At 71.0% G+C, this 14,426-nt stretch carries 9 protein-coding genes; 3 read left to right on the plus strand and 6 right to left on the minus strand.

Features of this window, described 5'->3' with window-relative positions:
• Window positions 1-10 precede the first annotated feature (10 nt).
• The 3 genes from ACN265_RS21740 to ACN265_RS21750 are packed head-to-tail and all read right to left on the minus strand — an operon-like array spanning window position 11 to window position 3,589.
• Window positions 11-649 carry a 4'-phosphopantetheinyl transferase family protein gene (locus tag ACN265_RS21740; protein ID WP_420117929.1) on the minus strand — a complete coding sequence of 213 codons (639 nt, stop codon included), beginning with the start codon at window positions 647-649 and terminating at the stop codon, window positions 11-13.
• Window positions 646-1,695, minus strand: a complete 1,050-nt coding sequence (locus tag ACN265_RS21745) for a 2-oxoacid:ferredoxin oxidoreductase subunit beta (protein WP_421409190.1) — start codon at window positions 1,693-1,695, stop codon at window positions 646-648. The genes ACN265_RS21740 and ACN265_RS21745 overlap by 4 nt, the downstream gene beginning before the upstream one ends.
• The gene (locus ACN265_RS21750) at window positions 1,688-3,589 is read right to left on the minus strand and encodes a 2-oxoacid:acceptor oxidoreductase subunit alpha (protein WP_421409191.1); all 1,902 of its coding nucleotides are present in this window, start codon (window positions 3,587-3,589) and stop codon (window positions 1,688-1,690) included. Before ACN265_RS21750 ends, ACN265_RS21745 begins: the two co-directional genes overlap by 8 nt.
• A gap of 359 nt (window positions 3,590-3,948) precedes the next feature.
• Between ACN265_RS21750 and ACN265_RS21755 the strand changes: the two genes are divergently transcribed.
• The 3 genes from ACN265_RS21755 to ACN265_RS21765 are packed head-to-tail and all read left to right on the plus strand — an operon-like array spanning window position 3,949 to window position 7,417.
• The gene (locus ACN265_RS21755) at window positions 3,949-5,469 is read left to right on the plus strand and encodes a serine/threonine-protein kinase (RefSeq protein WP_377687126.1); all 1,521 of its coding nucleotides are present in this window, start codon (window positions 3,949-3,951) and stop codon (window positions 5,467-5,469) included.
• Window positions 5,470-5,486: 17 nt separating this feature from the next.
• On the plus strand, window positions 5,487-6,791 hold the full coding sequence (locus ACN265_RS21760; protein ID WP_204928209.1) for a sensor histidine kinase: 1,305 nt from the start codon (window positions 5,487-5,489) through the stop codon (window positions 6,789-6,791).
• Complete coding sequence (locus ACN265_RS21765) at window positions 6,755-7,417, plus strand: response regulator (protein WP_204928153.1); 663 nt, start codon at window positions 6,755-6,757, stop codon at window positions 7,415-7,417. Before ACN265_RS21760 ends, ACN265_RS21765 begins: the two co-directional genes overlap by 37 nt.
• 69 nt (window positions 7,418-7,486) lie before the next feature.
• Here the strand turns inward: ACN265_RS21765 and ACN265_RS21770 are convergent, their stop codons facing one another.
• The 3 genes from ACN265_RS21770 to ACN265_RS21780 form a co-directional block, all read right to left on the minus strand.
• A complete protein-coding gene (locus tag ACN265_RS21770) occupies window positions 7,487-10,051 on the minus strand; it encodes an FtsX-like permease family protein (protein WP_204928154.1) in 2,565 nt (854 codons plus the stop codon).
• Entirely contained in the window at window positions 10,051-10,857 is an 807-nt protein-coding gene (locus ACN265_RS21775) for an ABC transporter ATP-binding protein (protein WP_357935698.1), read from the minus strand. Before ACN265_RS21775 ends, ACN265_RS21770 begins: the two co-directional genes overlap by 1 nt.
• A 142-nt stretch (window positions 10,858-10,999) precedes the next feature.
• On the minus strand, window positions 11,000-13,840 hold the full coding sequence (locus ACN265_RS21780) for an AAA family ATPase (RefSeq protein ID WP_420116910.1): 2,841 nt from the start codon (window positions 13,838-13,840) through the stop codon (window positions 11,000-11,002).
• Window positions 13,841-14,426 lie beyond the last annotated feature (586 nt).

Consider the following 14,426-nt stretch of genomic DNA (forward strand, 5'->3'; position numbering starts at 1 on the left):
CGGCTCGGGTTCAGTGCGGTACGGCGACGACGGTCAGGGTCAGCCCGGCGTCGTGCAGGTAGCGACCGTCGAAGTCCCGACCGCGGCCGGGGACGAGGACGTGGCCGGTGAAGGTACGTCCGGCCGGGTGCAGGACGATCCGCGCCTCGTCGAAGCCGAGGAAGATCCCGGTGATCGGGAACCACGCCTTGTAGAGGGACTCCTTGGCGCTGAACAGCAGCCGGTCCCAGTGCGGCCCGGGGGCGTCGGTGGTCAGCCGGTCCACCATGGCGCGTTCCTCGGGCAGGGCGATCGCGTCGAGCACCCCGTCGGGCAGTGCCTCGTCGGGTTCGGCGTCGATGCCGATGGAGCGGACGTCCGCGCAGCGGGCGACCACGGCGGCCCGGTAGCCGGCGCAGTGGGTGAGGCTGCCGACCACACCGGACGGCCAGACGGGTGCCCCCCGGTCGCCGGTGAGCACCGGGGCGGGCGGTACGCCGAGGGCGCGCAGGGCCCGCCGGGCGCAGGTACGGGCGGTGGTGAACTCCCGCAGCCGCTTCTCGACGGCGCGGGCCACCAGCGCGGCCTCCTCGGGGTACAGCGGCTCGGTGTCGGTGTCGTCGAACGCCTCGACGGCGACGACGCCCGGTGGCGTGATCCGGTCGATCATGCGTCGGCCAACGGCCGGATGGTCCAGGTGTCGCCTGTGTGGAGGAGGGTGGTGAGTTGTTGTTCGGGGGTGTCGGTGGTGGTGTTTCGGGCGGTGGTGATTTGGTGTTGGACGAGGGTGTCGTAGGTGGGGCGTTGGGTTTGGCGGAGGACGCCGATGGGGGTGTTGCGGAGGTCGTGTTGGGGGAGGCGGGTCAGGGCGAAGGCGTAGGCGGGGTCGGTGATGGTGGTGTCGTGGATGACGATGTCTTCGGGTGGGGTGGTGGCGGTGTCGCGGATTTCGAGGCCGAAGCCGTGGGGTGGGTGTACGACGCAGTGTTGTTGGTTGTGGCCGAAGGTGATGGGTTGGCCGTGTTCGAGGCGGATCAAATAGTCGTCGCGGGTGTCGGGTTGTTTGAGTTGGTCGAAGGCGCCGTCGTTGAAGATGTTGCAGTTTTGGTAGATCTCGACGAAGGCGGTGCCGTGGTGTTCGGCGGCGGCGCGGAGGACGGTTTGGAGGTGTTTGCGGTCGGAGTCGATGGTGCGGGCGACGAAGGTGGCTTCGGCTCCGAGGGCGAGGGAGAGGGGGTTGAAGGGGGAGTCGGCGGATCCGGCGGGGGTGGATTTGGTGATTTTGCCGGTTTCGCTGGTGGGGGAGTACTGGCCTTTGGTGAGGCCGTAGATGCGGTTGTTGAACAGCAGGATCTTGAGGTTGACGTTGCGGCGTAGGGCGTGGATGAGGTGGTTGCCGCCGATGGACAGGGCGTCGCCGTCGCCGGTGACGACCCAGACGGACAGGTCGGGGCGGGTGACGGACAGTCCGGTGGCGATGGCGGGGGCGCGGCCGTGGATGGAGTGCATCCCGTAGGTGTTCATGTAGTAGGGGAAGCGGGATGAGCAGCCGATGCCGGAGATGAAGACGGTGTTGGCGCGGGGGATGTTCAACTCGGGCATGAATTGTTGGACGGCGGCGAGGATGGCGTAGTCGCCGCAGCCGGGGCACCAGCGGACTTCCTGGTCGGATTTGAAGTCTTTGGTGGTGAGTTTCACGGCGACGGGTTCAGGCATTCTTCACAACCTCTTCCAGCATCGTCTCCAGTTCGGCGGCGGTGAAGGGTAGGCCGCGGACCTGGTTGTAGGTGATCGCGTCGATCAGGTATCGGGCGCGGATGACCTGGGCGAGTTGGCCGAGGTTCATCTCGGGGATGACGACCCGGTCGTAGGCGGCGAGGATGTCGCCGAGGTTGCCGGGGAGGGGGTTGAGGTGGCGTAGGTGGGCCTGGGCGATGGGTTGGCCGCGGTGGCGCAGGGTGCGGCAGGCGGCGCCGATCGGGCCGTAGGTGGAGCCCCAGCCGAGGACGAGGGTCCGGGCGGTGCCGTCGGGGTCGTCGACGTCGAGGTCGGGCACGTCGATGGCCTCGATGCGGGCGGCGCGGGTGCGGACCATGTAGTCGTGGTTGGCCGGGTCGTAGGAGATGTCGCCGGTCTTGTCGGCTTTCTCCAGGCCACCGATGCGGTGTTCCAGGCCGGGGGTGCCCGGGACGGCCCAGGGGCGGGCCAGGGTGGCCGGGTCACGTAGGTAGGGCAGGAACGTGACGCCGTCGTCGCCGTTGGGGGCGGTGGTGAACTCGACGCGTAGGTCGGGCAGGGCGTCGACGTCGGGTAGCAGCCAGGGTTCGGAGCCGTTGGCGACGTAGTTGTCCGACAGCAGGATCACCGGGGTGCGGTAGGTCAGGGCGATACGGGCGGCTTCGAGTGCGGCGTGGAAACAGTCCGACGGTGACTTCGCGGCGATCACCGCGACGGGGGCTTCACCGTGACGGCCGTGCAACGCCATGTTCAGGTCGGCCTGTTCGGTTTTCGTGGGCAGACCCGTCGACGGGCCGGCGCGTTGCACGTCCACCACGACCAGCGGCAACTCCAGGGCCACGGCCAGGGAGATCGTCTCGGACTTCAGGGCGACACCCGGGCCGCTGGTCGTGGTCACTCCCAGGGCACCGCCGTAGGACGCGCCGAGCGCGGCGCCGACCGCGGCGATCTCGTCTTCGGCCTGCATGGTGACCACACCGAGCCGTTTGTGTTTCGACAACTCGTGCAGGATGTCCGACGCCGGGGTGATCGGATACGCGCCGAGGAACACCGGCAGACCCGACCGCACCCCCGCCGCGACCAACCCCAACGACAGGGCGGCGTTACCGGTGATGTTGCGGTAGGTGCCCGGCACCATCTTCGCGGGTTTCACCTCGTACCGCACCGAGAACGAATCGGTGGTCTCGCCGTAGTTCCAACCCGCCTTGAACGCCGCGATGTTCGCCGCGACCAGATCCGGCCGCTTGGCGAACTTCCGCTCCAGGAACCGCAACGTCGACTCGTACGGACGCGAGTACATCCACGACAACAAACCCAACGCGAACATGTTCTTCGCCCGCTCGGCGTCCTTCTTCGACACCGACAACTCCGCCAACGCCCCCACGGTCATCGACGTCAACGCCACCGGATGCACCACGAACCCATCCAGCGTGTCATCCTCCAACGGCGACACCGCATAGCCGACCTTCACCAGGTTCCGGCGGGTGAACTCGTCGGTGTTCACGATGATGTCCGCACCCCGACGCAGATCACCCAGATTCGCCTTCAACGCCGCCGGATTCATCGCCACCAACACATTCGGCGCGTCCCCCGGCGTCAGAATGTCATAATCGGCGAAATGCACCTGGAAACTCGACACCCCCGGCAAAGTTCCCGCAGGCGCCCGAATCTCCGCCGGGAAATTCGGCAACGTCGAAATATCATTACCCAACTGCGCCGTCTCCGAGGTGAACCTGTCCCCCGTCAACTGCATCCCGTCACCCGAGTCACCAGCAAACCGGATCACCACCCGGTCCAACTGACGCACCTCGGTCCTGCCGGGCGTCCCGCCGTCCGCCGCCGGCGCATCGTCGTACCGGGTGGTGGAGGTCATGGGCGATCACGTCCCTCTCTGCTGCGCGACCCGCACCACGACGGTGCGTTGCCGGCGAACGGCGGGCCGACACCCGGCCCCGGCGGTACCAGCGCAGCCATCGGCCGGCGCGGTACGGCGGCGCAGGTCCGTACCGCCGGGGTCGGCGACCCCGGCGTCAACCTGCGGGGTCGCCGACCGCATCAAGCGCCGGCGAGCGCGTGCGACCACACGCTAGGTTCCGGCCCCGGCCGTGCCAACCCTTAGCGATCCCCTACCCCCACCCGGCTGTGAACGGCCCGATGGCGGGCTCTGCGGGGCGTCCACGGGGGACGGCGCAGGGGGCGCGTGCCTCGACCCGACATGGGACACTTGTCTACATGGGCGAGCTGACCAGCGGCGCAGTGGCCGAGCCGGGGTCACCGCTGCGGCCGGGCGATCCGGAGCACGTCGGGCCCTACCGGCTGCGTCGCCTGCTCGGCTCGGGCGGCATGGGGGTGGTCTTCCTGGCCGAGGCCCCGGGCGGGGGCCGGGTGGCGGTCAAGGTCGTCCACGACGAGCTGCGCTCCCGGCCGGAGTTCCGGCGACGGTTCGCCCGCGAGGTCGCCGCCGCCGGCCGGGTGGCCGACTTCTGCACCGCCCGGGTGCTCGACGCCGACCCGCAGGGGCCGGTCCCCTACCTCGTCACCGAGTACGTGACCGGCTCGTCCCTGCACGAGCACGTGACCCGGCACGGCTCGCTCTCCGGCCCGCAGGCCGAGGCGCTCGCCGTCGGCGTCGCCGCCGGGCTCACCGCGATCCACGCCGCCGGACTGGCCCACGGCGACCTGACCCCCCGCAACGTCCTGCTGTCCCCGTTCGGCCCGAAGGTCATCGACTTCGGGTTGGCGAGCCTGATCGAGGCGCTCGACCCGACCACCGGCCCCTCGTACGGCACCCCGGGCTGGTTGGCCCCGGAACGTCTCGCCGGTTTCCCGCCGGCCCAGCCCGCCGACGTCTACGCCTGGGGCATCCTCGTCGGCTGGGCCGCCACCGGCCGGCTGCCGGTGGACCCCCGGGTGCACCCGGCCGGCCCGCCCGACCTGAGCGGGCTGCCCGCCGGCCTGGCGGCGGTGGTCGCGCGGGCGCTGCGCACCGAGCCCGGCCAGCGCCCCACCGCGCGGGAGGCGATGCTGATCCTGGTCGGCAGCGCCGACACGGCCAGCATCCGCTCGGCGGTGGAACCGGTGGCGGCCACCACCGAGCAGCTCGACGGCACCCGGTGGTACCCGGCGGTCGGCCAGCCGGCCACCCTGGTCGCCCCGACACCACCGCCGCGTCGCCCGCCGCCGTCCTGGCCGGCGGTGCTGACCGGGGTGGTGGCGGTGGTGGCCCTCGTCGTGCTGGGCGTGGTCGCGCTGCGGCAGGCCGACCAGCGGGGCGCGCCGTCGGGCGGGGCGGGCCCGTCCGCGCCGCCCGGCGTCGTCACGCCGAGCCCCACCCCGAGCCCGTCACCCACCCCGAGCCCCACCCCCGCCACCGCGACCGGGCAGGACGGGTCGTTGGAGTTCACCGTGACGGGAGTGCACTGCGGGTCGCGCGAGATCGGGTTCTGGCCGTTGACCCAGAAGGCGGACGGCGTGTTCTGCATGGTCGACGTCGACGTGGTCAACAAGGGGTCCAAGGGCACCATCGTCTGGCCGCTGAGCCAACGGCTGGTCGACGCCGACGGGCGCGGGTACACCCCCGACACCCGTTCCCTGCTCTACTATCCGGACACGCAACGGTTGACGAAGAAGATCGAGCCCGGCGCGGCGGTCAGCGGATCACTGGTCTACGACACGCCGGTCGGCACCGAGCTGCGCCAACTGGTCGTCCACGACACGCCACTGAGTGCGGGCACCACCATCGATCTGCCGTGACCGGGGAGCCGGAGGACATGGACGTCGCCAACGCCGCGGAACTCACCGGGCGGGCCCTGTCGCGGGCGCTGTACGCCACCGGACGCGGTGTGCTGCTCATCGCCAGCGCCGCCCTCAGTCTGGCCCTGCTCGTCGCCACCGTGCTCGCCACGGCGTTCATCTCGCTCGGCGTCGGGGTGCTGCTGCTGCCCCTGGTCACCCCGCTGGTCCGCCGGGTCACCGGGCTGTGCCGGGACCTCGCCGGCCGGGCCGGGGTGCCGATCGCCACGCCCTACCTCCCGGCGCCGCCCACCGAGCGGGGCGTGGTCGGCTGGGTGCAACGCTGCCGGTCCATCCTCACCGACCCGGCGACCTGGCGGGACCTGCTGTTCCTCCTGCTCAACGTGCTGGTCGGCTTCGTGCTCGGCCTGCTGCCGGTCACCCTGCTGGTCTACTCGGTGGAGGGGCTGGTGCTCTCCGCCGGGTTCTGGATGCTGATGCGGGAGTCCGGGGTGGACTTCTGGTACGGCTTCACCCCGATGGACACCTGGCCGCACGCGGTGCTCGGCGCACTGGTCAGCCTGGTGGTGTTCGCGATCTGGGTGGCCGCCGCCCCCGGGCTGGTGGCCGGGCACGCCTACTTCGCCCGGACGCTGCTGGGCCCGAGCGAACGGGCGGAGATCGCCTCCCGGATGCGGCACCTCTCCGAGACCCGCTCGGACGTGATCAACATCCAGGCCACCGAGCTGCGCCGGATCGAACGGGACCTGCACGACGGCGCGCAGGCCCGGCTCGTCGCGATCGGCATGAAGCTCGGCGCGGCCACCCGCCAGCTACGCACCAATCCGGACGTCGCGGAGACCCTGCTGGTCGACGCCCGCAACGCGACCGCCAGCGCGCTGGAGGAGTTGCGCTGCCTGATCCGGGGCATCCATCCGCCGGTGCTGGCCGAGCGGGGGCTGGAGGACGCCATCCGGGCGATCGCGTTGGAGAGCCCGATCGAGGTCGACGTCACCGCCGACGTCCCCGGCCGGCTGGCCGCCCCGGCGGAGTCCGCCGTCTACTTCGCCCTGTCCGAACTGTTGAACAACGTGGTCAAGCACTCCAACGCCGACCGGGCCAGCATCGACCTGCGGCACGAGGACGGTTCACTGCGGGCCGTCGTGATCGACAACGGTCAGGGCGGGGCCGACGCCAGCCTCGGCACCGGACTCCGGGGCATCGAGCGGCGCTGTGCTACGTTCGACGGGACGCTCGACCTCAGCAGTCCCGAAGGTGGGCCGACCGTCGCGATCCTGGAGCTGCCGTGCGCGTTGTACTCGCCGAGGACCTCTTCCTTCTGAGGCAGGGAATGGTCCAGCTCCTCGAGTCCTACGACTTCGAGATCGTCGCGGCGGTCGACAACGGACCGGCTCTGCTCGACGCCCTGGTGACCCTCCGCCCGGAGGTCGCGGTGGTCGACGTGCGACTGCCGCCCACGTTCACCGACGAGGGCCTGCAGGCTGCCCTGGAGGCGCGTCGCCGCTGCCCCGGCCTGCCGATCCTGGTGCTCTCCCAGCACGTCGAGCAGCTGTACGCCAAGGAACTGCTCGCCGACGCCAGCGGGGGGATCGGCTACCTGTTGAAGGACCGGGTGCTCAACAGCGACCAGTTCGTCGACGCCATCCGCCGGGTCGCCGACGGGGGCACCGCGATGGACCCGCAGGTGATCTCCCAACTGCTGGCCGGCAGGTCCCGTCGGGAGCCGCTGTCGACCCTCACCCCCCGCGAGCGGGAGGTGCTGAAGCTGATGGCCGAGGGATGTTCAAATACGGCCATCGCCCAGCGCCTCATCGTCAGCCAGGGTGCCGTCGCCAAGTACACCACCAGCATCTTCACCAAGCTCGACCTCACCCCGGCGGACGACAGCAACCGGCGGGTGCTGGCCGTGCTGGCGTACCTCAACGGCACCCGGGCCGACGTCGGCTGACCCGGACGCCACACGCGACGGTGCCCCCGGTCGGTCGACCGGGGGCACCGTCGTGTGTGCGGGTTGCCGTCACTCGACGGCGACGGCGGCCTCCGCCGGCCGGGAGAGCATCACCCGGCGGCCCGGCAGCACGGTGGCGGCGAAGGCGAGCACGGTCGCGCCCGCCACCACGGCCAGGTAGATCCAGATCGGTCCGGAGGGCACCGGTCGGCCCAGCACCACGATGCTGAACGGCATCAGCGTGGCGATGGAGGCGATGGTGCCGAGCACCACCCCGATGACCGCGACCATGCCCGCCTCCACGCTGAGCATCTGGAGGGCCTGCTTGCGGGTGGCGCCGATGAGCCGCTGCATGCCCAACTCCCGGCGTCGGCCGGCGGTCGCCACGATCAGGGTGTTCGCCACCGAGATCATCGTGTAGCCGGCGACCAGGGCGACGAGCAGGTAGTTGACCCAGGCCTGCGTCTTGGTCCGTTCGGCGAACGTGGTGATCGCGTCCCGTCCCTCGATCATGGTGCCCGGCTGGTTGGCGACCTTCTCCCGCAGGCTGGCCGTCAGCGCGTCCCGACTGGTGCCGGGCTCGGCGGTGACCAGGATCTGCCGGGACAGGCCGGTCGTGCTGTGCGCGGCGAGCAGGTCGGCGGGGAGCAGGATCGTCTCGAACCCCTTCTTCGCCGGGTAGAGCGCCACCACCCGCAGGTCCACCGCCGAGCGGTCACCGAGCCGCAGGGTGATCTGGTCACCGACGCCGACGTTGAGGTTCTTGCCGGCCACCTCGGGCAGCGCCACCGTGTCGCCCCGCAGGTCCCCCAGGTTGCCGTCGCTGGTGCGCACCCCGGTGATGCCGGCGGCGCTGGCCCCGCTGACCCCCTGCAACGGCCAGGGCGACTCGACGTGCGACCCGTCGTACGGCTTGTTGATCCAGCCGGCGCTGGTCACGTACGCCGACGCCTCCTCGACGCCCGGCGCGGACCGGATCGCCTCCACCGTGTCGGCGGGGAAGCCGCCGGTGGTGGAGCTGAGCACCAGGTCGGCCCGGAGGTTGTCCGAGTAGTAGCGCTCGGCGGCCTCGTTCTGGGTGGTCTGGAGGTAGAAGTTGGCCACCGCCAGCGCCACGGCCAGCATGATCGGGGTGACCGCGGAGGCCACCCGGACGGCGCGGGTGCGGACGTTGACCGTGCCGAGGTAGCCGGCGAGGCCGAAGAACGCCCGCACCGGCAGGCTGAGCACACCGGCCAGCAGCCGGGTCAACCCCGGGCTGATCAACGCGATCGAGATCGCCCAGCACATCACCGCCGGCCCGGCGGTCGCGGACGCCACCGCGCCCTGCATCACGATCGCCGTCACCAGGATCAGCGCGAACCCGGCGGCGAAGAACAGGATGGAGAACACCACCCGGGGCCAGCTCACCCACTTGCGCTGCAGGGCGGCCTCGGCGATGCCGGCGGTGGGCTTGGTCTTGGAGGGGCGACGACCGGCGACGTAGGCGGCCACCATGGCGGCGAAGATGCCGATCGCGGGCGCGGCCAGGTAGGGGATGAAACCCTGGTGGAACTGCACCACCGGCGAGATGACCCCGGCGTCGGAGACGATGTCGTAGAGCAGCGGCCCGAGGAACACCCCGGGCGCGCAGCCGAGGATCGCCGCACCGACCGCGACGACGAGCGCCTCACGGCGCACCATCGCACGGATCTGCCGGGGCGTCGCGCCGATCGAACGCAGCAGCGCGATCTCCTTCTGCCGCTGCTGCACCGACAGGCCCAGCGTGCTGGCGACCACGAAGATCGCCACGAAGACCGTCATGCCGGCGAACACCCCGGAGAGCGGGATGAGCTGCGCCTGGCCGCCGACCGCCTCGGGGAACTCCGCCGCGCCCCGGTCGTCGCCGGTGAGCACGACGAGCTTGCGGTCGGCGAGGGTCCGCTCGATCCGGTCGCGCAGCGCGTCCAGATCGGTGCCGGGCTTGGCCAGCACACCGATCGCGTCCGCGGTGCCGGTGTGCGGGTTGAGCCGCCGCTCGTCGTCGTCGGAGAAGAACAGCGCCGACTGGCTCAGCTCACCGGGCGGCGCGGCGATGCCGGTCACCTGGAAGGACGACTGGACCCCACTGACCACGACGTCGACCCGGTCGCCGACCTTGATCCGGGCCAGCTTGGCCACCGTCCGGTCCAGCACCACCTGGCCGGCCTGGGCCGGCGGCTGCCCGTCGAGCCGGTACGGCCCGAGCTGCGCCGACTCCCACCGGTGGCCCAGCGACTGCGTCCCGACGATCACGGGTGCGCCGTTGCGGACGACGGTGGCGGCGAACGACGCCTCGGCGACCGCCCGTTCGACCCCGGGCACGCCCTGGATCTTGCCGACCAGCCCCGGGTCGATCCAGTACCGCTCGGCCAGCGGCACCGACTTGATGTTCTTGGTGTCCTGCGGGTCCTTCTTGGGCACACCGTAGGTCTGCTTGCCGCTCACCACCACGTCGGCCGCCGCCAGCCGCTGCGGCGGGACGGCCATCCGGATGCCGGTCTCCATCAGCCCGCCACAGGCGACGATCAGCGCCACCCCGAAGAAGACCGCGATGAACGTCGCGATGAAGGCGAGCTTGCGGTAGCGCAGGGTGCGCCACGCGAGGTACGTCATCAGAAGCCACCCCTGCCGGTGGCCTGCGGCGCGCGGTTCTGCTGCCATGCGGTCAGGTGGGTCATCCGCTCGGCCACCACGTCGGCGGTCGGCGCCTCCAGCTCACCGATGAACTGCCCGTCGGCGAGGAACAGCACCCGGTGCGCGGCGGCGGCGGCGACCGGGTCGTGGGTCACCATGATGATGGTCTGGCCGCCGCTGGAGACCGTCTCGCGGAGCAGTTGCAGCACCTCGATGGTGGTCTGGGTGTCCAGCGCGCCGGTCGGCTCGTCGGCGAAGATGACCGCCGGTCGCATGATCAGCGCCCGCGCGATCGCGACCCGCTGCTGCTGACCGCCGGACAGCTCGCTCGGCAGGTGCTTGCGCCGCTCGGCCAGGCCCACCCGGCCCAGCACCTCCACCACGGAGTGCCGGTCGGGCCGGCGGCCGGACAGCCGGAACGGCAGGCCCACGTTCTGCTCGACGTTGAGCGCCGGCATCAGGTTGAACGCCTGGAAGATGAAGCCGACCCGCTCCCGGCGCAACCGGGTCAGCTGGTTCTCGTTCATGCCGCTGAGTTCCTTGCCGTCCAGCACCACCGAGCCGGACGAGGGCACGTCGAGCCCCGCCGCGCAGTGCAGGAAGGTGCTCTTGCCGGAGCCGGACGGCCCCATCACGGCAGTGAAGCTGCCCCGGGGGAAGCTCATTGTGACGCCCCGTAGCGCGTCGACGCGGTTGTCGCCGCGTCCGTACGTCTTGCGCACGTCGTCGAGCCGCACCGCGTCGGCGCCACTGGTCGGCGTCCGCCGGTCCTTGTTTCTGTCCACCTCATGCTCCCCGCAAAAGAACGTCGCCGAACGGCGGTGGGTACATGTTTCACGGTATGGATCGGGCCGTTTGCGCTCAATGGAGCTAATGACCCGAAGGGGTGGGCCTAGGCCCACCCCGGAATCGCCACCTCTGACGAGCTCAGCTCGCCTGGACCGCCGACTCCCACTGCGGCCAGGAGCGCTCGGCACCGCCCGGCGCCACGGCGAGCAGCCCGGCCCCGGCGGCGTCCATCGGCAGGCCCAGCGACAGCTCGGTACGCCGCCGGACGTTCAGCTTCCGGTAGACCCGGGTCAGGTGCTGCTCGACCGTGCTCACCGTGATGTAGAGCTTCTTGCCGATCTCCCGGTTGGTGTGGCCGAGCGCGGCGAGCGTCGCCACCCGCTGCTCGGCGTCACTGAGCCGGGACATCTCCTCGTGCTCCGGCGGGGTGTCCGGGTCGTCGGCACCGGCAGCGTCGCCCCCGGGCAGCAGCCGGCGGCACAGCGCCTGCGCCTGGATGTCCTTGGCGAGCTGCATCGCGCTGCGGGCCACCACCCGCGAGGTGTTGAACTCGCCCCGCCCGTAGTGCGCGCTGCTGAGCGCGGCCAGGGCCAGGAAGAGCTGGTAGCGGTCGCCGGACTCCTGGAGCAGGTTGGCCGCCTGCCGCAGGGTGTTGACCCGCTGCTTCACGTCCAGCGCGGACCCGAGCAGCCGCAGCGAGATGCCCCGGGTACGGGCATTGTCGGCACCGGGCCGGGAGAGCTGCTCGGTCACCATGCCCCGGGCCCGGTCGGGCCGGCCGGAACGCAGGTAGACCTGGGCCAGGTCGCCACGCCAGGGCAGCAGGGTCGGCAGGTCCATGCCCCACTGGGTGGCCAGCTGCCCGCAGGTCTCGAAGTCGGCCAGTGCCGCGTGCACCCGCCCGCCGGCCAGGTGCAGGTGACCCCGGGCCCGCAGGTACATCGGCCAGAACCAGGTGTCGCGCATCGCGTCCGGGATGACGTGCTTGAGCTGCGCCTCGGCCTCGTCGAGCTTGTCCATGCCGATCTTGGCGAGCAGCATGTTGGACAGCGGTGAGCCGATCGCCACGCCCCAGTTGTGCGGGGACATCGCGTCCAGCGCCTCCCGGGCGAACCGCTCGCTGAGCGGCAGGTCGCCCTGGCGCAGCGCGATGTGCGAACGGACGTCGGACAGGATGGCGTGCCAGGTGGTGGCGCCCCGGGCGCCGGCCTCGGTGCCGAGCACGTCGCACCAGTGCACGGCGCGGTCCATCCGGTCGGCGTAGACAAGCGTCTGGAGGGCGCACAGCGCCGACTCCAGCCCGACGTCGACCAGCAGGTGGCTGCCGAGCACCTGCTCGGCGCGGGCGATCACCTCGTCGGTCACCCCGTCGGTGAGCACGGCGGTCAGCGACGGGGTGGCCGAGCCGAGGGAGCCGTCGGAGCGGACCGGGGCGCCGGCCGGCGTGGCCGTCGGGCCGACGTCGGTGCTGGCGTCCAGCTCGGCGAAGGCGACCGGGAAGTGCAGCCGCAGCCACTCCGCGCACCCCTCCAGCTCGGCGGCGGTGGTGGCGTCGAGCTGCTGCCGGGTGTCGCGCAGGTGCCGCAGGGTCTCCTGGGCGTCCGCCCGGTGGCCGTGCCAGAGTTGGTAGCGCAGCAGGGCGGCGGCGTGCCGTTCGGAGAGGTGACCGGCCCGCAGCGCCTCGCGCTGCGACTGGAGGTGCTGGCTCACCGCCGCCGGGTTGACCCGCCACTGGCAGGCGGCCAGCATCGCGGTCAGCGCCGCCCGGCGCGGCTCGTCGTCGCACATCTCGTGCGCCAGCTTGAGCGACTCCACCGCGTCGTCGACGCGGTCCTCGGCCAGCGCGTGGGTGGCCGAGTCCTGGAGCACCGTGATCGCCCACGGTTCGGCCAGGCCACCCGCGGCGAGCAGGTGCCCACCGATCGCCGGCGCCGGGGCGCCCTCGGCGTGCAGCAGTTCCGCCGCCCGGGCGTGCATGTCGGACAGCGCGTCCGGGGTCAGGTCGTGCAGGACGGCCGCCCGCGCCGCCGGGTGCCGGAACCGGCCGCCGTGCAGCAGACCGGACATGGTCAGCGCGTTGAGCACCCACTGGACCCGGGCCGGCTTGGTGTCCAGCAGCCGCGCCAGCAACGCCGGGGTGGCGAAGTCACCGAGCAGGGCCAACCCGTGGGCGGTCTCCAGGATGGTCGGGTCCCAGCGGCGCAGGCAGGACAGGACGGCCTGGCGGAACTGGTCGCCGACGGCCACCCCGGTGGGCTCCGTCGACCCGGCGACCCGCCGGTCCTGGCCGAGCGCGTGCAGCAGCAACGGGTTGCCGCCGCTGACCTCGTGGTACGCCGGAGCGAGCGCCGTGGCCGTCTCGTCGTCGGTCCAGCCGCGCAGCAGATCGGCGACCCCCGCCTCGGACAGCGGTGACAGCTGGATGTTGCAGAAGCTCGCCTGCCGGCTGATCTCGGCCCGGAACTCCGGGTGGAACGGCTGCGGTTGCGGCGACTCGGTGAGCACCACCAGGATCTGCGCGGCGGTGAGCCGGCGCTGGAGGTAGAGCAGGGTGTGCAGGGTCTGCTCGTCGGCGAACTCGACGTCGTCGACGAGCAGCACGAGCGGCCGGTTACGGGCGATGTCGAGCAGTTCGACACACATCGCGTGCACGGCCCTGATGTCGGCGTCGCCCTCCGTGGCGACGCCCTCGATGTCGACGAACGCGCCGATGCGCCGCATCACCTCGGCCGGCAGCGTCACGCTGTGGAACAGCTGCCCCATCACGGCCGCGGGCAGCAGGCGTTCGGCCCGGGAGCAGGCGGCGCGCAGCACCAGCCCGCCCGCCGCGCCGACGTGGTCGGCGAAGGCCCGCAACAGCTCGGTCTTGCCCGTGGCACCGGGGCCGCTGATCAGTGCGACCCGCCCCCTGCCCGTGGCACTGTCGGAGTAAAGGCCCCGCAAGATGTCAAGCTCGCGGCTTCTCTCCACAAAATCCACCCGTCTCCCCCCAGGTCAGCGATGAGGCATCGAACGGGCGCTGCCGACTCCGGGCCAGGCCCCCCGACGAAACCGTTCGGCTCGATGCCACGCGGCCACCGGGACCCACCCGGTCACCGGCCACGTCGGCCGGCAAACCGGGCCTTGCAATGATGACTGCCAATTGATTGATGACTTTCACCGCGTCCCGACGGCGAGCACAGCATACATAGACACCCGTACAAGAGGGTAGTGGGGTGGTGATACTTCGTCACCGATATTACGAGCGGGGATGGCGTTTTGTCGGTTTGTTGTCCCGGGTCGAGAAATTACCACTCGGTAGCAATTACATGATCGAAGAGTCATCGCGACCCCTCCCACCTGCAGGGATGGCCGCAGATTCACCCCTCGGCACAGGGCCCTGACCTGGGAAATGACTCCGGCAGAGGTCTCCTACCGGAATTTTTCGGGTCAACTCCCCCGGCTCGCACGGTTACCCCCGACGTCGGCACACCACCACCCACCGGACGAGAGGCAGCGAATCGGGCAATCTACTCTTGAGCAAAAATTGAGTTTCGGGGAGAAGACGACCCTATTACAGAAGCAA

Source organism: Micromonospora sp. WMMD730 (assembly GCF_049178955.1).
Classification (GTDB): domain Bacteria; phylum Actinomycetota; class Actinomycetes; order Mycobacteriales; family Micromonosporaceae; genus Micromonospora; species Micromonospora wenchangensis.

Excerpts from the sequence above, each read along its gene's own strand:
- ACN265_RS21760 (WP_204928209.1), top strand. The coding sequence starts at position 5,487 with ATGGACGTCGCCAACGCCGCGGAACTCACCGGGCGGGCCCTGTCGCGG.
- ACN265_RS21750 (WP_421409191.1), bottom strand. The coding sequence starts at position 3,589 with ATGACCTCCACCACCCGGTACGACGATGCGCCGGCGGCGGACGGCGGG.
- ACN265_RS21755 (WP_377687126.1), top strand. The coding sequence starts at position 3,949 with ATGGGCGAGCTGACCAGCGGCGCAGTGGCCGAGCCGGGGTCACCGCTG.
- ACN265_RS21740 (WP_420117929.1), bottom strand. The coding sequence starts at position 649 with ATGATCGACCGGATCACGCCACCGGGCGTCGTCGCCGTCGAGGCGTTC.
- ACN265_RS21745 (WP_421409190.1), bottom strand. The coding sequence starts at position 1,695 with ATGCCTGAACCCGTCGCCGTGAAACTCACCACCAAAGACTTCAAATCC.
- ACN265_RS21770 (WP_204928154.1), bottom strand. The coding sequence starts at position 10,051 with ATGACGTACCTCGCGTGGCGCACCCTGCGCTACCGCAAGCTCGCCTTC.